The organism is Vibrio sp. M60_M70, assembly GCF_037162085.1.
GTDB classification, from domain to species: Bacteria; Pseudomonadota; Gammaproteobacteria; order Enterobacterales; family Vibrionaceae; genus Vibrio; species Vibrio diabolicus.
Window position 1 is genome coordinate 1725200 of the sequence record NZ_JARLUL010000002.1, and the last position, 18162, is coordinate 1743361.

Below are 18162 nucleotides of genomic sequence, written 5' to 3' on the forward strand. Positions count from 1 at the left end.
TCTAACCAATATGCGAAAAAGAGCCCTTCATTGGGCTCTTTTTAATTCTGCACTCTATCCTACGCTATCAATGCGAATCATCACTGCATCTGGACGCCAATACTCGAATTCGCAGTCCATTAATTTGCCATCTTGTTTGTAGTTTACTCGACGAATTTTCAGAACTGGCTGTCCTTCAGCCAAGTTCAACGCTTTAGCGACATGAGTAGGTGCTGACGTTGGAATCACATCAAAACGAGAGCGCTTTGTCTCGTAGCCATACTTCTCACGATAAATACCCGTCAGTGACATGATGAGGTTCTCGGACAATATACCTTCAAACAGTGCTGATTTGAGTATATTTTCAACAAACAATACCGCTCGCCCATCAATAAAACGTAACCGTTCAATCACATAAATTGGGGTAATTCTCTCAACCTCTAACGATTTTGCATACTCACCTGCGGCCATTTCACTTCGCACGTTGAGTAACTTGGTTTCTGCAATACGATGCTGCTCTCGAATCATCTGATGGAAGTGAGAACGAGACAACGGGTTGTAACAGATCCGCTCTGGAGATACGTACCAGCCACGACGCTCTTCTCGGTAGATCAGGCCTTCTGTTTCTAAAGACACCAATGCATCTTTGATAGTGATTCGAGTCGTAGAAAATAGCTCACTGAGCTCCCTTTCTGATGGCAGCTTTTGCCCTTCCGACATGATGCCGGAAAGAATCTGCTGCTTTAAGCTGCTTCTAATTTTTCCTAATTGGGTACCAAATTGGCTGGTGCCTGTCGCTCTCATTCTGATCTAGTCCAACGATAATTTGATGAACAACATAAGGCGTGTGCGTAACAAAAATATGACATTAATCAACAGAACACATACCGAGCGTATGAAATATAAGTGCCATAGAAATTAATAAAAACTGTCAAATTACTTGCTCTAAATCGTCACATTCCATCCATAGCATACAAAGCGAACTTACTGACCTAGTCCAGAAGGATGGAGACAATGAAAACTTTGCTAAGTCGTTCAATTACTGCACCAGCGGCAATCATCGCGGTAACGCTCGCAGCACCAACAGTAGCGAAAGAAGCCGATATTGAGTCATTGGTTACCGCAGCACAAAAAGAAGGGGCGGTTTACAGTGTAGGTATGCCTGACAGTTGGGCGAACTGGAAAGACACTTGGGCTGATTTAAAGTCAAACTACAACCTTAAGCACCAAGACACAGATATGAGCTCGGCTCAAGAAATCGCAAAATTCGAAGCTGAGAAGAACAACGCGACCGCAGACATTGGTGACGTAGGCTTTGCCTTCGCACGTGTAGCGGTTAAAAAAGGCGTCACTCAGCCATATAAACCAACAACTTGGAATGACATTCCAGATTGGGCAAAAGACGAAGATGGTCATTGGGCACTTGCTTACACTGGCACTATTTCTTTTATCTCCAACAATAACCTCGTAAAAGACGCGCCAAAAACGTGGGATGACCTATTAAAAGGCGACTACAAAGTGACCGTAGGTGACGTCGGCGTAGCAGCACAGGCAAACAACGCAGTTCTCGCCGCAGCGTTCGCCAACGGTGGGGACGAATCCAACCTCAAGCCTGCGCTCAAATTCTTTTCTGAACTCGCGAAGCAAGGTCGTCTTTCATTTACCGATCCGAACATCGCCAACTTAGAAAAAGGCGAAGTTGAAGTGGCGATCATGTGGGACTTCAATGCGTTGAACTATCGCGACAAAATTGACCGCGACCGCTTTACAGTGAGCATTCCTCAAGATGGCTCTGTGATTTCTGGTTATACAACCATAATCAATAAATATGCGAAGAACCCTAATGCAGCAAAGCTTGCTCGTGAGTACATCTTCAGCGATCAAGGGCAAATCAACTTAGCAGAAGGTTATGCGCGTCCAATCCGCACCAACATCACACTGCCTCAAGCAGTGCAAGACAAGCTAATTGCTAACGACCAATACAGCAATGTTCACCCAGTGACTGACTTCTCAGCTTGGGAAAAGTCCGCGCGTAAGCTGCCACGTCAATGGCAAGAAAGTGTCTTAATCCACCAGCAATAAGAGTAAGTCGTTATGAGCAATAAGGTCATCCTTGTTGTTCTAGATGGACTGAACTATCAGGTAGCCCGTGATTGCATGGGCTACCTCAATGGTCTTCTAGAACAAAGTCGTTCCCAACAAGAAACTCGCGCAACGCTTTATCCTGTGCAATGTGAGCTGCCCTCTATGTCTCGCCCACTTTATGAGTGCATTTTAACGGGCGTTCGCCCTGTAGAAAGCGGCATCGTAAACAACAATATCGTTCGTCTATCCAAACACGATTCCATTTTCAGTTTGGCAAAAGCCCAAGGCAAAGTGACCGCTGCGGCTGCCTACCACTGGGTAAGTGAGCTTTATAATCGCGCGCCATTTGAACCTGTTCGCGATCGTTTCACGCATGATGAAACTCTGAATATCCAACACGGCTGCTTTTACCATTGGGATCATTATCCTGATGAAGCCTTGTTCCTGGATGCAGAGTATTTACGTCGCAACTATAAACCTGATTTCTTACTGATCCATCCGATGAATATCGACGATACAGGACATAAGTTTGGCCTAGACTCTCGCCAATACCGCAATTGTGCGCGAGGTGCAGACATTATTCTTTCCAACTACATCGAACAATGGCTTGCTGATGGGTATCAAATCATTGTGACCAGCGATCATGGCATGAACAACGATCTTTCTCACGGTGGGATTTTACCTGAAGAGCGAGAAGTTCCCCTGTTTGTCATTGGTGATAAGTTTACCCATCAAGATTGTCATATTAAGCAAACTGATATTTGTGGCACCGTTTGTCAATTGCTAAACCTTGACCACACGAAGCCATACACTCAGGAATTGTTAGCACTATGAGCAGTTCTGTCCTCTCCCCAAGCTCCAGCGAATCACGCTCAAATTTGGCAAGTACTTGGTTAAAGCGCTTTAAGCCTGCCATTTGGTTGGCGCCTTTCGCGCTGTTTTTCTACCTATTTCAACTCGCACCGATGATTTGGGTACTGTTAAACAGCTTTATCTACGATGGCGAGTTTGCCTTCGATAACTACATTGAAGTGCTCGACTCCGCCTTTATGATGCAGGCGTTTGGCAACAGTTTGTGGTTAGCTGTGTGGTCGAGCATTTTTGGCTTAGCCATTGCGACTCTGTTGGTCTCTTCTCTACGCAGAGTCGATTCTAAAGTCCGCGACGGTGTGATTGCGTTTACGAACATGAGCAGCAACTTTGCAGGCGTACCTCTGTCATTCGCTTTTATTATTATTTTGGGCACCAATGGGGCGATTACCCTTTTGCTCAAGCAGTATGGCTTACTCGGTGATTTCGACCTTTATGGTAAATGGGGCCTGCTGGCCATTTACATCTACTTCCAAATCCCGCTGGCGGTGTTGTTGCTCTACCCTGCGTTCGACGCGTTGAGTGATGATTGGCAAGCAGCCGCTGCGCTACTAGGTGCCAAAACATCGCAATATTGGGCAAAAATCGCTCTGCCAGTGCTCTCACCAGCCTTGTTCGGTACCTTTATTATCTTAATAGCCAACGCGATTGGCGCATATGCGAGTGTTTATGCGTTGACCTCCGGTAACTATAACGTCATCACAATTCGAATCGCGAGTCTGGTATCAGGAGATCTGTTCCTTGAACCTAATCTTGCCGCTGCGATTTCAGTGATTCTAATGGCCTTACTTGCCTTTATCACAGTGATTAACCAATGGCTCATTTCGAAAAGCTATGCAGGTAGGAAGTAGTCATGCACAACGTTAATACTCGATTCCATAAAACGGTGGTTTATTCCATTGTTGGGATCATGCTCATCCCGATTTTAGCGACCTTTGTCTATTCGCTTTCATCACGCTGGGGCGCCACGGTGCTTCCGGAGGGTTTCACTTTTGCTTGGTACGTTAAATTGCTGACCGACCCACGTTTTTTGCAAGCGTTTGGGCGTTCGTTGTTTATTTGTATTGCTTCGCTAACCCTCAGTGTGCTTCTGGTTCTGCCAGCGATATTCGTGGTGTTTTACTACTTCCCGAAGCTCGATAAGCTCATGAACGTACTAATTTTGCTACCATTCGCTGTACCACCAGTGGTGTCATCCGTCGGCTTGCTTCAACTTTATGCTGACAGTGAAATATCTCTTATCGGTACCCCTTGGATTTTAATAGGCACTTATTTCACCATCGCGTTACCGTTCATGTATCGTGCGATTTCTAATAGCTTCGAAGCAATTAACCTTAATGATTTAATGGACGCGGCACACTTGCTAGGGGCAAGCACAACCAAAGCGTTTTTGATGGTCATTTTACCTAACCTCAAAAAAGGGCTGATGGCATCGCTTTTCCTTTCATTTTCATTTCTATTGGGAGAGTTTGTGTTCGCCAATATTTTAGTCGGCACACGTTATGAAACCCTGCAAATCTACTTGTATAACATGCGTCAGACGAGCGGCCACTTTACGTCTGCCTTAGTGATCACCTACTTCCTATTTATTTTTTTACTGACTTGGTTGGCAAGTCGTTTCAGCCGAGGAGTCAAACAATGAGCTACGTAGCAGCGAAAAATCTGACTAAACGTTTTGGTGATAACACCGTATTTGAGGACATTCACTTTAACATCGAGCAAGGTGAATTCGTTACGCTTTTGGGCCCTAGCGGTTGTGGTAAATCGACGCTACTTCGCAGCCTTGCAGGGCTTAACCCTGTCGATGGAGGCGAGATTTGGGTAAACGGAGAAGATATCACGCATCAAGTCCCGCAAGAGCGTGGTATTGGGATGGTCTTTCAATCGTATGCACTGTTTCCCAATATGACCGTTGAAGGCAACATTGCATTTGGCTTAAAAATGAAAAAGCTTGCGAATGATGATATTCGACGTGAAGTAGCTAAAGTCATCAAACTGGTGGATCTGGCAGGTAAAGAAAAACACTATCCGCATCAACTTTCTGGCGGTCAGCGCCAGCGTGTCGCACTCGCTCGAGCGTTGGTGGTGAAACCTCGCATATTATTGCTTGATGAGCCACTTTCTGCGCTTGATGCCAAAATCCGCAAACATCTTCGTCAGCAAATCCGAGACATTCAGAAAGAGATGAATCTCACCACTATCTTCGTAACTCATGACCAAGAAGAGGCGATGATTATGTCTGATCGTATCTTCCTAATGAGTAAAGGAGAAATTGTTCAAGCAGGAACACCTGAAGAAATTTATACTCATCCTGCTAACGAGTTTGTGGCCGGTTTCATGGGACACTACAACCTTGTAGAAGCCAATAAAGCCAAGCAACTCTTCAACATTGATACTGAATGGAAAGTAGCGATTCGCCCAGAGTCTATATATGTAAAAGAGCAAGGTCGTCAATATGATAGCCACATCTCAGCGCCACAAGTAGGTACGATCACCAACCACCAGCTTCTAGGTAATGTTATTCGCTATCAAGTGAACGTTGAAGAGTGTGAGCTCACTGTTGACTTGCTTAACCGCTCTTCAGAACGCTTACTAGCGAATGGCAGCCAACTAGAGCTACTCTTTAACCTAAACGAAATTCAACCAGTGAGAGCCTAAACATGTCCAAACCTTTGTATGTTTTTGATATGGATGAAACCCTAATAAACGCTGACTGCGCAATGATTTGGAACGAGTTTATGGTTGAGAGAGGCATCGCGACTGATCCTTTATTTATTAAGGAAGATCAGCGTCTAATGGCCTTATACTCTGAAGGCAAAATGGACATGGAAGATTACCTAGCGTTCTCCATGAAGCCACTAGAAAACATGCCGATTGAAGAAGTAAACGCCTTGGTTGAAGAATGTGTTGAAAGCCATATTTTGCCTAAACAGTTCCCTCAAGCCAAAACCCTAATTGAGCAACTGTCTCGTGATGGTATAGATATGGTTATCATCTCTGCCAGCGTCACTTTTTTAGTGGAAGCCGTTGGTCGCCGTCTTAATATTCCAACCACACTCGGCATTGATTTAATTGAGAAAGACAACCGTTATACCGCTGAAATTGACGGTGTCCCTAGTTATCGCGAAGGTAAAGTCACACGCTTAAAACAGTGGCTAGAAAATCAGCCTGAGCCTTATTCAGAAATCCACTTCTATACCGATTCAATCAACGATTTGCCGCTCTGTGAGTACGCGGACTACGCTTACCTGGTAAATCCATGCCCACGCCTAAAAGAACACGCGAATCGATCAAACTGGATGCTATTACGTTGGAATTAGCCTTCGGTCTTTATAGCAATAAAGGGCAGCGAACTGCTGCTCTTTTCCTTTAATTGCCTGGTTATACGTGAACTCAAATTTGAGACCATCGAAAAACAAACACACCAGTAACAAAATGGCGTAAGCCATGTCGAGTTATTAAAAATAATGAAGATTTAGCAGTGTGATATGACAAGATTTATATAACCAAAATGGATAAAGAAAGGGCCATCTATATCTCATGATGTATTCAAATTCGACAGTCAAGCATTCCAGGAACAATAGAACAACATATTCACAATCCAGGCTAACGATAATGAAAACATTGATTGAAGAATTAACATTTTAACAATCATTGCAACAATGTTAACTTTAGCTCCGTTGGTCGCGCTGGTGGTAAGCCTCTCACCAAGCCTATTGTCAGTTTTATATGGACGTTCGACCACCTCCAAAATGAATAGACACCCAATTTGGTGCCCTTTTTTCGCCCGCAGAGGAAATTCTTTGCGGGCTTTTTTCTTTAAGTTGAAAGTCAGAGCGCACAGGATCAATTTTATTTGGTCAATCTCTCTACCTTGGAGGTAGTATACGAATCAACAAGCGGAGACAATTCTAGTAACTCTAACACCTTTTTCTCAAAGGTTTCATCAGCACTTCTCACCCAATCTAAAAACTTTTTTTGAGCAAACATAGGCTCGATTTCGTATAAAAACTCGATACTAAAGTAAAACTCATTTTTGATATGCAAATTGTAGACTCTTCGATAGTCCTTCTTATACTCCAAGTTACCTTCTACGTATTTTGAGTACGTTTTCTCTCCAACATCAATAGCCTGGCATTTAATTGGGGGGTAGCCGCGAAGAAACTCTCCTACGAGAAACTCTTCTTTCGCTCTCTTTTTTTCTTCGTTTATCGGCTCTAATCCCCAGCGATGATTTGCGTAATCGTTAGCATCATTCATCATCTCTGTATGATCTCCTTTCTTAGATCCTTCAGGAGACTCTAGAGCATGATAAAACTCCACATACTCTTTTTCTATGAATGAAGATAATTGATTGACAGATCTAATATTCTCATTGGCAGACTTGATCCTTAGTCTAATATATAAACCACCTTGTTTATTTATAGGTAATAGAGGGTTTAATATTTTTTTTGAAATGAGAAATAAATAGAAGCCAATTTTATTAACTTTTCATGCCGTTCTTCTTTTGAGTCAACATCGAATTGTTTTAACTCCACAAGATCTTGGTATACATGCCCTTCATATATATTGTTCGGACACTCAAATGACAATACTAAGTCATCTATCTGGAATACATTATGTAGCAAGTTTGAAAAATCTGGTTTTCCTCGAAAGCCATCTTTACAAATTTTAATAAGGCCCATATTTCTAACTCTTGTTCTTTAAATATGCATCAATACCTTTAAACGAGAGCCTGCAATATGAGTTCTAATTCAAGTAAAGGTAAGGCACATACTAAGGTATGATGAAGGTCAAAAAGGAGAACGGCTCTTTTCTAAATTTAAAATATCTAACATCGCCTCCAGTTTGCTGAAATCTACACTTTTAAAAGTTACATCCGCTCCAGCGATAGCTCATCAAACACGCCAACGATTGATAATAAGCTTGAGGCTCTGAGACCACCTATAAAATGAGAAACAAAAAAGCCAGCCTTAAAAGGCTGGCAAGTAGAGCAACAAGGTCAGTGCTTACTGCTAACTAACACCGAACTCGTATTGGATTCATTTTCGTCTGTTAGTCTCTTTTATCGGCGGTTATGACTTGCTTGCTTTCTCTTTGTGGCACGTTACCTTTACTAACTGTTCTTGCTCATCTTTAATGTTTTTCACGATACGCTCATCGCGTGCGTGGATGGCATCCATATTCATTTGCTGAATATCTGCTACAGCTTCATGCTTCATTTCAGAAAAGTCCTGACGTAAATCTGAGCTCCACTCCTCTTTGTCTAAAGTGTTAGCAGCAGCGATTGGTGATGACATTACAACAATAAGACTTAGAGTAGATAGAAATACGCTTTTCATAATAAGCTCCTTGAGGATTAGCAGTTCGTTTTAGTTACAATTTATATATTGCACATACGATGCCAACCTTTATTTTGTTATTTTTCAATAACTTAAATAAATCCATATATTCATCATTATCTCCCTCTGGTAAATTTCGCTAACCAAGTGTTAAATTAACCAATGGAATCAAACACGCAAAAGGTATTCATAAAAAGAATAACTTATCAGGAGATTTTCTCGCTGTTCTTTCATCGAATAAATTACGTAACAACCCACTCTAGAACTGCTTTGAATCAAAATACAGAAATAAAAAAGCAGCCCGAAGGCTGCTCCTAATCGTTAACATCAAGCTTGTTAACTCTATATATTTACTTCAACGCTCGACGTCACTGGCGACTTTCTGAAACGATTGATAAAGCGATGAAGAAGCCCCTTAATCGATCTGAAAATATTTTTAATATCTTCAAGCATTAAATACAAACAAGGCACCAGCACTAAAGTCAGAACCGTTGCGTACAACACCGCAAAGCCCAAAGCTACAGCCATTGGTATGACAAAACGCGCCTGCAAGCTCGTTTCAAACATAATCGGCAATACACCCGCAAACGTCGTTATTGAGGTGAGCGTGATCGCTCGAAAGCGTGCACAGCCCGCTTCAACCACCGCTTGTTTGATGTTCATACCCTTTTCTCTCACTTGGTTTACGTAATCTGTCATAACTAGAGAGTCGTTGATAACCACGCCAGCAGCGGCGATCAAACCAAATGTCGACATCATACTGATATCCAAACCTAGCCAGAAGTGGCCCCAAATCGCCCCCGTCAGACTAAATGGAATGACTGACATTACAATCAAAGGTTGGGTATAACTTTTTAACGGTACGGCTAACAAGATGTAGACGATGATCATGCCTGCAATAAAGAACAAAATCTGTTCATTACGCTGCGCTGCCTGCTCTTCAATATCACCACCTAATTCCGTTTTCACACTCGGGAAGACTTGCTTCATGTCCGGTAAGATATTGTCGTCGATGACCTTCACGACTTCTTGAGGTTCAACCAATTCTTCGTCTATCGAACCATAGACATAAACGGTTTGATACCCGCCTTCACGCCGAATGCTACTCACGCCCGGCTGCTCGTTGATCTTAACCACATCACCCAGCATGACCTTCTTACCTGCTGGCGTGGTAATCACAGCGTAACGTAATGATGAGAATGCTTCACGTGTCAGTTGCGGGTAACGCACCATAACTTTGATTTCTTCACCATCACGAATAAGACGCTGTGCTTCACCACCGTAGAAGCTGCCACCCACTTGCTCTGCGATCATGGTGAGATCCAGTCCGAGATCGTACGCTACAGGCGCAAGAGAGAGAGTACTTCTTTGCTTCCTGAATCAATAGAAGATGAAATATCGTATAACCCTTCTTCCTGCTGTAAACGCTCTATCAAGTAACGCCCAGCCTCGTTCAATTCATTAATATTAGAACCAAACAGCAAGTAACCAAACTCATCTCTGTCACCGCCACCCGCGCTCTGCTCGCGGATTTTGATGCTCTTCATTCCAGGAATAACTGGCATAGCTTCACGCCAACGTCGAGCAAGTTCAAATGTATTGAACGGGCGTAATTCCTCATCAACCAATGGCACCAAAACACGGCCTTCGGTGCGGCTTCGGTTGTACGAAAGCACATCACGAATCATACCTTGACCATGTTCTGCGATGGTCTCTGATTCAATTTTTTGCATCACACGTTCGATGGTCTTAAGAGCACTGATTGTTTGCTCACTTGAAACGGTATCGTTCATTTCAATAGTGATCGCAGGATAGTCAGTAGGCACTTTAGGGTTAGGGATCACCCGAACATAATTCGCGTTGATCAAAGCCGCACTGATCAGCAGTAAACCGCAAAACACAGCAAACACTGTCCAGCGCCAATGCGTACATGTCGTGACAAAGTTACGATAAGTGCCGTTTACAAAGCCAAAAAAGCGTTGGTTAAATCGGTCACGCCAGCCACCAGGTTTAACTGGCTTAAAGTGGGTATGTGCGAGGTGAGCAGGAAGGATTAACTTTGATTCAATCAAACTGAAGATCAAACAAAGAATCACAACACCCGCGATACCATAGAAGAAAGCACTATCAATACCGCTAGACAACAAGAAAGGGGCAAACACGGCAATTGTGGTTAAAACGCCAAAAGTAGCTGGCGTGGCAACACGTTTGACACCGCGAACCACATTTTCGACGCCACCGCCTTTTTCTTCAATTTCGCTGTAGGCGCTCTCTCCCATCACGATGGCGTCATCGACCACAATACCGAGCACCATAATGAAGGCAAAAAGAGATACGATGTTTACCGTGATCCCTAATGCAGGCATCATCATCACCGCGCCAAGAAAACACACTGGCAGCCCAATCATTACCCACATTGCCAAGCGAAAGCGCAAAAAAATGGTCAGCATGATCGCCACTAGAGCTGCGCCTTGCAGCAAGTTTTTCAACATCATGTCGAGACGACCATTTAAATAATAGGTCGTATCCACTAAGACTTTGAGCTTAACGTCCTGCGGTAATGTCTTATTTTTTGCTTCGATATAATTACGAACAGACTCGGCAACAGGGATAATGTTCTGATCACGAGTCGCTTCAACAGACATGTAGATCGCATTTTGCCCTGAGTACTCAAAGTAGCGCTCTTCTTCCGTAAAGCCATCTTTGATCGTGGCGATATCTTGCAGTAAAACCTTCGCACCATTTGCGCCAAGCTTTACAGGAATATTCCTAAACTCATCACCACGGTAGTACTGATTTTCAATCCTTACTGCGATCATCCCTGAGTTTGTTTTGACTTCGCCCGCAGAAAAGTTGGCAGAATAACGACTGATCGCGCTGCTGATATCGCTCAACGTCAAGTCGTATTTACGAAGAACGAGTGGATCAACTTCAATCGCTATCTCTTCCTCTGGTGCACTCAAATACACCAACATGACATTTTTGAGTTGAAGTAATTCATCCTCGACTTGCTTAGCAATGGGTTTGAGCTCTTCAAGCGGTCGGTCCCCAACTAACCCCATTTCGATTACATCTTGGCGCCACTCAACTTGGTAGACATTGATCGGTTCCATACCGGCAGGTAAGTTGGATAAAGTATCAATGCGTTGATTTACATCATCCAAGACACGCTTGATATCAGCATTAACGTCTACCTCGATAGAGACATACGCGCTACCTCTAGAGGCCGTTGAGACCGTTTTTTTAATCCCGGTGACATCTTTAATCGATTCCTCAACCTTAACGAGAATACTTTCTTCAATTTCTTGAGGTGAAGCGCCAGGATAAGTCGCACGAACATCAATGTAGTTCACCTCAATGTTCGGAAACATCTGCCTTTGAATAAAGAGAAAACTCACCACACCCATGATGATGATGAACACCATCAAAAGGTTGGCAGCGACGGGGTTATTCGCAAAATAGGCAATTAAGCCCTTTTGTTTAGTATCTTCCATGACAAACTCCTACTTACTGTACGACGGTTTCGGAGTCGTCACTCTTTTTTGCGATTTGTACCGCCATGCCTTTTTGAGGGTACTCCGGCAAGGTAAGTACCAACTTATCACTTTGCTCTAAGCCTTCCCCCACAAGTAAAAACTCACCTTCTGCTCTCAAGACCGTTACCGTCCGAGGTTGAAGTTGATTCTCACCATTCACTACCCATACCGTGCGATTTTTGACTAATTCCTGTGGCAGGCGATAGATATGCTTTAGCTCCTTACCTGTAAAGCTCACTTCAACGTAGGAGCCAAATTTAATTGGAGGCTGCTGATTATCAATACCATATGGGTCCGCGATTTGAATGACCATGTTAATCATTCGGGTAGCGCTATCAATCATGCCTAAATCACGAACCACTCGACCTTCTCTAGTGGTAGAAAACACACCTTGCTGCGTTACTGTCGCAGTGAGCTCACCAATGGATTCGGGTAAAAATGCACTATCAAAACCGGCAATTGGTACGTGCACCTCCGCCACTTCAATGTTGTTTAGCGTGGCAACTCGAGAGCCAGATGTGACAAATTGACCAACACCAATATCACGCTCAACAACCAGCGCATCGTAAGGTGCAACGACTTTGCAATTTTCTAAATCTCTTTTTGCTCGTTTGAGTGCTGCTTGAGCCGACTTCACTTGCGCTTGCGCGCTCAAAACCTGAGGCTTACGTAAATACAGGTCTGTCACTTGCTTATCGCTCAGTCTCTTGGCCTGGCGTTTTGCCACTTCCGCTTTGGCTTGCTCCTCAATCAAGCTCGCACGTGCGCTAGCTAAATTGGCTTCGGCTTGCAAAACCGACGCTTCATAGTTGTCACTTTCAATCGTGAACAGCACTTCTCCTCGTTTCACGATCCCACCCGTTACAAAATTAGGGTGCCAACTTATCACTTCACCACTGACTTGCGCGGAAAGGTGTGTTTTTTCAAAAGGGACTAACTCACCATGGCTGGTTATCACCACTTTATGATCGGTAGGAAAAAGAGAAGAAGCCTGAACGGTAGGCTCTGTAATGGCATCTTTGGTTGACTCTTTTTCCGGAGCTGTCGCGGCGATTGCGGCATATCCTGCATAAGATCCACCAACGACAACGAAAGGTAAAAGCCAACGTAATACGGGTTTTGCTAACATCGAAAATCCTTTTTTATTGTTGTTTTCATCACCATGCTTTTATTAAATCTTTGACTCCCTGTAAGCATGATGGTGAGGGAATTACATTTGAATAGACGTCAAAGCAGCGCGTACCTTGCTTTTTCGGTTGCTAACTACAGAGTTATTGCCAATTCAAAGTTAATAAAATTAACAAAAAATTAACTAACTTCGCAAGTTGCCCTGACTTAACTCTTCTTTTAAATAGCAAGGGACGTGCCAGGCATTTATTTATTAAAATTCAAATAGTTATTATTACTCAACTATTTTAACCAGTGTGCTATTGGTCATAATCACCAGATATTAGTGATTATGACCAATTCAGACACAATCATAATTAAAATAAATGATTATCTGCGTTCAAAAAGGTGAACTTAATCCCGAGAACATGACAATTCATTGATTAATAGCCCGTTATCAAACCTTGTTGGATGCACGCTGCGGCAACTTAGGTCTATAATTTCCGATAAGTAACACTCTGTAAGACAAGGAAATGTACTTTGTTACATACACTCGCTAAGCTGCTCTTCCCTTCTTTATTCACAATTTTATCGGCATGTTCATCCGTGTCATTGAACGATCCCAGTGAAAAATCCACTAGCTTCCAACTTGGGTATCAAGGTGACTCTGTGCTTGCACAGTACTTTGAAGCTTACGGGAAAGACCCAAAGTCAATCACTGGCTTTTCCCCGTTAAATCAAGGACACGATGCCCTTCTTGCTCGCACCTCTTTAATCGAGTCCGCACAAAAAAGCCTTGATCTTCAATACTATATTTACCGTGGTGACGAAACGAGTCAGCTAATAACGTGGCGCTTGTATGAAGCTGCAAAGCGTGGAGTCCGAGTAAGGCTGTTGCTTGACGATATGCAAAAGCGAAACGATGACGTGATGGCTGCCCTCAATGCACATCCTAATATCGAAATCCGCTTATTCAATCCGCATCAGTATCGCGACTCCCGCTGGTTCGCTCTTGCTAGCGATTTTGAACGTCTTAATCGTCGTATGCATAATAAGTCTCTGATTGCAGACAGTGTTTCTGCCATTGTCGGGGGTAGGAATATCGGCAATGAATACTTTTCTTTCGAATCACAGGTCGAATTTGGTGATTTTGATCTACTGCTCTATGGTGAGGCGGTACAACAAACTGCAGATCAGTTCGACCTCTACTGGAATAGCGCCTATGCGATACCAATGGAATGGATAACACCGGACTCACAGCAAATTACCGACCTGGCGATTCAAAAGCAGGTCGACAAACTCCAGCTAGAGGAAAAGTTCTCAACCGGCCGTTATGACTTCACTAAACTGGATATGTACCAAGCTCTCAAACAAGGCAATCTCAAGCTCTACTGGGGAGAAGCAAAAGTATGGTTTGACTTACCCGATAAAGTTGCGACCCGAGAGAGCCAACTTATTGATAATTTAACGGAGCTGGTTAAAAGTGTTGAACATTCATTTGTTCTTATCTCCCCCTATTTCGTCCCAACCGAAGTCGGCACTCAAGCATTGAGTAACGCGGCCAAGCGAGGCGTTGATATCACGATAGTGACCAATAGTCTCGCCTCTAACGACGTGTTTGCCGTGCATGGTTGGTACGCAAAATATCGAACAGACCTACTCGAAGCTGGGGTCAAGCTATGGGAAGTAAAAGCGAGCGCGAAACTCAAAAGCAAGTGGAGCCTCACGGGGAGCAGCAGAGCAAGTTTACACGCAAAAGCAATGACGATTGATGACAAAACTCTGTTTGTTGGCTCGATGAACTGGGATCCACGTTCAGCCGCTTTGAATACCGAAATGGCCGTTGTTATCGAACAGCCAGAATATGTGCAAATGTTTCTAGAACAACTGCCGAATCAATTGTCGAATAACGCCTATGCCTTAACTCTACGCGACGGAGACATTGTCTGGACTGACATAAAAACAGGCAAAGAATATGATTCTGAACCAGAGGCCGGAGTATGGCGAAAAATGGGCGCTTGGTTCTCCGGCATATTGCCAATTGAAGATCAGCTATAACACTTGCCAATGTTTCAAAACCTCCCCGATAAAGCAATACAAGAATGGACACTAGATTTGGGGAAACACAATAAATACAAGGAAGTTCAATGTCAGCACAATGGAACGAGTACTATCAGAAAATTTTAAACCAACCTCACCGCCCAAACGTAGAAAATGCCGTAAACCTACTGAAACTCGAGAGCAAAGTCGCTCTTGATATTGGCTGCGGAATAGGTCGAGACAGTCATTTTCTCCTCGAACAGGGGTTTAACGTTCACGCATTTGATAGTCATGAAGATGCAGTAAAAACTTGTTTAACACGCTTTGAAGGCCACAAGCGTTTCTCAATTTCACAGTGCTGTTTTACTGAGTTTGACTATCCTCAATGCAGCCTGGTTATCGCGAATGCCAGTTTGTTCTTTTGCCCGGACGAAGGCTTTGAGCAAGTTTGGACCAAAATAGACAGTGCCTTACAACCTGGCGGTATCTTTTGCGGTGATTTCTTGGGAGTAAAAGACTCCTGGGTTGCATCAGAAATGCATCCGAACATTACCGCATTAACGAAAAAGGAAGTGGAAAGTTTATTCGCGGATTACGAACTCATTTCATTGAATGAAAGAGATGAAGACGGAACCACGGTAGTCGGAAGCCCAAAACACTGGCACATGTTTAGTGTGACCGCTCGCAAGCGCTAAAAGCGGTCTCTCAAGAAAGCAGCACTTCAAATAAGTGCTGCTATCAGAGATTAATTGACTGGATACACCACTTCAAAATGCTCCAAAACTAGCGTACGTTTCTCATGCCAATCTATGTTCAACTCATCGCATTCAGCTTTAAAAAATGCAGTATGCGCGTCACGCCACCAGTTTAAGGTTCTATCACCTTCGCCTTCTGCGTAGGCAAACTCTGCGGTTACATCCTCATATTTGCATGTGCTGACATCAGTAATTCGTATCACACAAACGGGGTCCCCGTTCCAATTCGTGACGACTTGTAAATGGCCCACTTGTGGCATGCTTTCGCCATGCTCTCGATACCAAAGCTCCATACTGCAAGAGGCGGTTTTCTGTCCAATTCGAACCAAATCGGCGCATACGTTGGCGTTGTATTCATCGGCACAATAATAGTCAGCACTAACTGATGGTACGGCTGCTCTTTGTTCTGGTGATAATAATTTTAGATACTGCTCTAAGTAATCCTTGGCTCGCGCGTCCATGCTCACTCCATTAATCATAAATTCGCAAGGAGGATAAAAGATATCACGGCAAATAACCACCAGGAACAAACTGAAAAACAACAAGAATATGACTTTTACGTAGACGACAATTATTTCTTTTGTAATAACTTTGCTAAACGTTTGTGCTATTTGCTATTGTTGCATGGTCTATCTGTACTCTTCTCGTGAAAGGACGTTATATGCGCTTATTTATTGGTATTTTTTTCTCGCTGATACTTGCCTTGCCGACAATGGCATCGGACGAAAAGTATTCAGAATCGGATCTGTTAGATAGACCATTAATGGAACGCTATATTTTAGATGAGCTAAAAGCACTGCGTCAGGACTATCAGAGCCTAGAAAAACGAATGATCACAGAGATCACCGACCGCGAGCTGACGGTTGCGGATAAATCGTTGAACTATGCCAACGTGACCGTAACCTACTTCTTCTACATCATCGCAGGTGTCGCATCGCTGATCGCCTTTGTAGGCTGGCAATCTCTGCGTGAGTTTAAACACAACACCAAAGAGATGGCGGATAAACGATTAGAAAAGATCGCCCAAGAATACGAGAAGAAATTTGTCGCCCTTGAGCGAGATTTAAAACGCAAAACTCGCATTATCAGTGAAAACAATAAAGAAATTGAGAAAATCAACGAGATCCATAACTTATGGTTGCGTGCGCAAAGCTCACAAACACCAGAGCAACGTATTGAAATCTATGATGAGATCTTGCTGATTCGCCCAGGTGATTTAGAAGCGTTGACTTACAAAGCAGACGCCGCGATGGAAATCAACGAATACCACTGGGCACTTAGCATCTGTAACCGCGTACTTGAAGTCGATTACACCAATGGTCCTGCACTGTATCAACGTGCTTGTGCATACTCTCGTCTTGGCATTGAAGAGCAAGCCATTGAAGACTTGGAACGCGCTATTGAATACAGCCCATCTATTCGTGACTTGCTTGCCGAAGAGCGAGACCTCGAATTGCTGCATGGTAACGAGCGCTTTGAAAAGCTCTTACACCTAGCAAACGAATAATGGAATGAGCAGCATGAGTAGTCACTTTAACTTAGAAGACGCCAGCCAAGTGTTGGTTGGCGCTTTTGCCCTCGCCGTACCCATCTCTTTTTCTGAAGAGGCGTGGCGACTGGGTGAAAGCTTGCCAATGGCAAACCTGCTCATGCTGTTAAGCCTTTCTGTCATTTTCCTCAGTTTTTTCGCCTATCAAAGCGTGTTCCAAAGCCACATCAAAAATCGCGTATCCATTTTTATTTTTCGTGTGGTTATCGCCTATTCTATCGCCGCTATCGTAGTAGCGCTGGTGCTATTCTGCCTCGATAAATTACCGCTACTGTCTGACCCTCTGGTTGCGATAAAACGGGTCATCGTCATCACAATGCCGGCGTCAATGGGTGCAATTGTGGTGGACAGTTTCGACAAAGAATAGGAATAGCACCTACTCTTCTAACGTTAAATTAGAACCCGAGTGGTCTTTGCCTAACACATCTTCTGGGTTTCGCAGCGCGCAGGTTTCTAACGACAAACACCCGCAGCCAATGCATCCACCCAAATCGTTTTGCAGGGCTTTGAGCTTTTGAATTTTTTGCTCCAACTGTTCATGCCAATGACTCGCCATGACTTCCCATTGCTGTTTGTTTGGCGCTTGATGTTTCGGCAGCTCATCTAGCGCATGTTTGATTTCTTCTAACGACAACCCCACTTGCTGCGCCGCTTTAATCACCGCAACACGGCGCAAAACGCTGCGGTGGTAGCGGCGCTGATTACCTTGATTTCTCCAGCTCGAAATCAGTCCTTTTTGCTCGTAAAAATGTAGGGCAGATACTTTCACTCCAGAACGTTTTGCCACTTCTCCTACGCTGATTTCCATCCTTGACTCCCTGTGTATCAATTTTGTTAAAAAAATGCTTTACCTCAAGTTTACTTGAGGTTTTAAAGTTGCACCATCTTAATTAACGCTA

General features: G+C 43.7%; 16 protein-coding genes and 1 pseudogene. 10 read left to right on the forward strand and 7 right to left on the reverse strand.

Going from position 1 to position 18162, the window contains the following annotated elements; translation table 11 throughout:
• Window positions 1-54: 54 nt before the first annotated feature.
• Window positions 55-783 carry a UTRA domain-containing protein gene (locus tag P4S59_RS23370; RefSeq protein ID WP_337169151.1) on the reverse strand — a complete coding sequence of 243 codons (729 nt, stop codon included), beginning with the start codon at window positions 781-783 and terminating at the stop codon, window positions 55-57.
• A gap of 210 nt (window positions 784-993) precedes the next feature.
• Here P4S59_RS23370 and P4S59_RS23375 point away from each other — a divergent pair, with 210 nt between their 5' ends.
• Genes P4S59_RS23375 through P4S59_RS23400 form a run of 6 tightly spaced genes read left to right on the forward strand, consistent with a single transcriptional unit; the run spans window position 994 to window position 6254 of the window.
• Window positions 994-2061 (forward strand): ABC transporter substrate-binding protein, encoded by a 1068-nt coding sequence (locus P4S59_RS23375; RefSeq protein ID WP_074189835.1) that lies wholly within the window; start codon window positions 994-996, stop codon window positions 2059-2061.
• A 12-nt stretch (window positions 2062-2073) separates the two neighbouring features.
• Window positions 2074-2898, forward strand: coding sequence for an alkaline phosphatase family protein (locus P4S59_RS23380; protein WP_031817525.1), 825 nt, complete (start codon window positions 2074-2076; stop codon window positions 2896-2898).
• Window positions 2895-3785, forward strand: coding sequence for an ABC transporter permease (locus tag P4S59_RS23385; RefSeq protein ID WP_017633568.1), 891 nt, complete (start codon window positions 2895-2897; stop codon window positions 3783-3785). The genes P4S59_RS23380 and P4S59_RS23385 overlap by 4 nt, the downstream gene beginning before the upstream one ends.
• A gap of 2 nt (window positions 3786-3787) precedes the next feature.
• Window positions 3788-4576 (forward strand): ABC transporter permease, encoded by a 789-nt coding sequence (locus P4S59_RS23390; RefSeq protein ID WP_337169152.1) that lies wholly within the window; start codon window positions 3788-3790, stop codon window positions 4574-4576.
• The gene (locus tag P4S59_RS23395; protein WP_337169153.1) at window positions 4573-5592 is read left to right on the forward strand and encodes an ABC transporter ATP-binding protein; all 1020 of its coding nucleotides are present in this window, start codon (window positions 4573-4575) and stop codon (window positions 5590-5592) included. The genes P4S59_RS23390 and P4S59_RS23395 overlap by 4 nt, the downstream gene beginning before the upstream one ends.
• Before the next feature lie 2 nt (window positions 5593-5594).
• A complete protein-coding gene (locus P4S59_RS23400; RefSeq protein ID WP_337169154.1) occupies window positions 5595-6254 on the forward strand; it encodes an HAD family hydrolase in 660 nt (219 codons plus the stop codon).
• A 532-nt stretch (window positions 6255-6786) separates the two neighbouring features.
• Here P4S59_RS23400 and P4S59_RS23405 read toward each other — a convergent pair.
• The 4 genes and pseudogenes from P4S59_RS23405 to P4S59_RS23420 form a co-directional block, all read right to left on the reverse strand.
• Window positions 6787-7197 carry a hypothetical protein gene (locus P4S59_RS23405; RefSeq protein ID WP_243328043.1) on the reverse strand — a complete coding sequence of 137 codons (411 nt, stop codon included), beginning with the start codon at window positions 7195-7197 and terminating at the stop codon, window positions 6787-6789.
• Between the two features lie 812 nt (window positions 7198-8009).
• Window positions 8010-8276: a hypothetical protein gene (locus P4S59_RS23410; protein ID WP_046873807.1), complete on the reverse strand. Its 267-nt coding sequence runs from the start codon at window positions 8274-8276 to the stop codon at window positions 8010-8012.
• Window positions 8277-8618: 342 nt separating this feature from the next.
• Window positions 8619-11770, reverse strand: a pseudogene (locus P4S59_RS23415) (efflux RND transporter permease subunit).
• 13 nt (window positions 11771-11783) lie between these two features.
• Window positions 11784-12941, reverse strand: a complete 1158-nt coding sequence (locus tag P4S59_RS23420; RefSeq protein ID WP_047008042.1) for an efflux RND transporter periplasmic adaptor subunit — start codon at window positions 12939-12941, stop codon at window positions 11784-11786.
• Between the two features lie 518 nt (window positions 12942-13459).
• On the opposite strand from P4S59_RS23420, the gene P4S59_RS23425 reads away from it, so the two are divergent.
• Together P4S59_RS23425 and P4S59_RS23430 are read left to right on the forward strand one after the other, a co-directional pair.
• Window positions 13460-14977: a phospholipase D family protein gene (locus tag P4S59_RS23425; protein ID WP_046873810.1), complete on the forward strand. Its 1518-nt coding sequence runs from the start codon at window positions 13460-13462 to the stop codon at window positions 14975-14977.
• An 89-nt stretch (window positions 14978-15066) separates the two neighbouring features.
• A complete protein-coding gene (locus P4S59_RS23430; RefSeq protein WP_145472701.1) occupies window positions 15067-15654 on the forward strand; it encodes a class I SAM-dependent methyltransferase in 588 nt (195 codons plus the stop codon).
• A 50-nt stretch (window positions 15655-15704) separates the two neighbouring features.
• On the opposite strand, the gene P4S59_RS23435 is transcribed toward P4S59_RS23430, so the two are convergent.
• Window positions 15705-16175, reverse strand: coding sequence for an ASCH domain-containing protein (locus P4S59_RS23435; RefSeq protein ID WP_337169155.1), 471 nt, complete (start codon window positions 16173-16175; stop codon window positions 15705-15707).
• Between the two features lie 200 nt (window positions 16176-16375).
• On the opposite strand from P4S59_RS23435, the gene P4S59_RS23440 reads away from it, so the two are divergent.
• Both P4S59_RS23440 and P4S59_RS23445 read left to right on the forward strand, forming a co-directional pair.
• Window positions 16376-17221 carry a tetratricopeptide repeat protein gene (locus P4S59_RS23440; protein ID WP_005392681.1) on the forward strand — a complete coding sequence of 282 codons (846 nt, stop codon included), beginning with the start codon at window positions 16376-16378 and terminating at the stop codon, window positions 17219-17221.
• 13 nt (window positions 17222-17234) lie between these two features.
• Entirely contained in the window at window positions 17235-17630 is a 396-nt protein-coding gene (locus P4S59_RS23445) for a DUF2391 family protein (RefSeq protein WP_031780282.1), read from the forward strand.
• Window positions 17631-17639: 9 nt separating this feature from the next.
• Here the strand turns inward: P4S59_RS23445 and soxR are convergent, their stop codons facing one another.
• Complete coding sequence (gene soxR, locus P4S59_RS23450; RefSeq protein ID WP_005392679.1) at window positions 17640-18071, reverse strand: redox-sensitive transcriptional activator SoxR; 432 nt, start codon at window positions 18069-18071, stop codon at window positions 17640-17642.
• Window positions 18072-18162 lie beyond the last annotated feature (91 nt).

Bases quoted from the DNA above. Each gene is read 5' to 3' on its own strand.
- P4S59_RS23370 (WP_337169151.1), bottom strand. From the start codon at position 783: ATGAGAGCGACAGGCACCAGCCAATTTGGTACCCAATTAGGAAAAATT.
- P4S59_RS23375 (WP_074189835.1), top strand. From the start codon at position 994: ATGAAAACTTTGCTAAGTCGTTCAATTACTGCACCAGCGGCAATCATC.
- P4S59_RS23380 (WP_031817525.1), top strand. From the start codon at position 2,074: ATGAGCAATAAGGTCATCCTTGTTGTTCTAGATGGACTGAACTATCAG.
- P4S59_RS23385 (WP_017633568.1), top strand. From the start codon at position 2,895: ATGAGCAGTTCTGTCCTCTCCCCAAGCTCCAGCGAATCACGCTCAAAT.
- P4S59_RS23390 (WP_337169152.1), top strand. From the start codon at position 3,788: ATGCACAACGTTAATACTCGATTCCATAAAACGGTGGTTTATTCCATT.
- P4S59_RS23395 (WP_337169153.1), top strand. From the start codon at position 4,573: ATGAGCTACGTAGCAGCGAAAAATCTGACTAAACGTTTTGGTGATAAC.
- P4S59_RS23400 (WP_337169154.1), top strand. From the start codon at position 5,595: ATGTCCAAACCTTTGTATGTTTTTGATATGGATGAAACCCTAATAAAC.
- P4S59_RS23405 (WP_243328043.1), bottom strand. From the start codon at position 7,197: ATGATGAATGATGCTAACGATTACGCAAATCATCGCTGGGGATTAGAG.
- P4S59_RS23410 (WP_046873807.1), bottom strand. From the start codon at position 8,276: ATGAAAAGCGTATTTCTATCTACTCTAAGTCTTATTGTTGTAATGTCA.
- P4S59_RS23420 (WP_047008042.1), bottom strand. From the start codon at position 12,941: ATGTTAGCAAAACCCGTATTACGTTGGCTTTTACCTTTCGTTGTCGTT.
- P4S59_RS23430 (WP_145472701.1), top strand. From the start codon at position 15,067: ATGTCAGCACAATGGAACGAGTACTATCAGAAAATTTTAAACCAACCT.
- P4S59_RS23435 (WP_337169155.1), bottom strand. From the start codon at position 16,175: ATGGACGCGCGAGCCAAGGATTACTTAGAGCAGTATCTAAAATTATTA.
- P4S59_RS23440 (WP_005392681.1), top strand. From the start codon at position 16,376: ATGCGCTTATTTATTGGTATTTTTTTCTCGCTGATACTTGCCTTGCCG.
- P4S59_RS23445 (WP_031780282.1), top strand. From the start codon at position 17,235: ATGAGTAGTCACTTTAACTTAGAAGACGCCAGCCAAGTGTTGGTTGGC.
- soxR (WP_005392679.1), bottom strand. From the start codon at position 18,071: ATGGAAATCAGCGTAGGAGAAGTGGCAAAACGTTCTGGAGTGAAAGTA.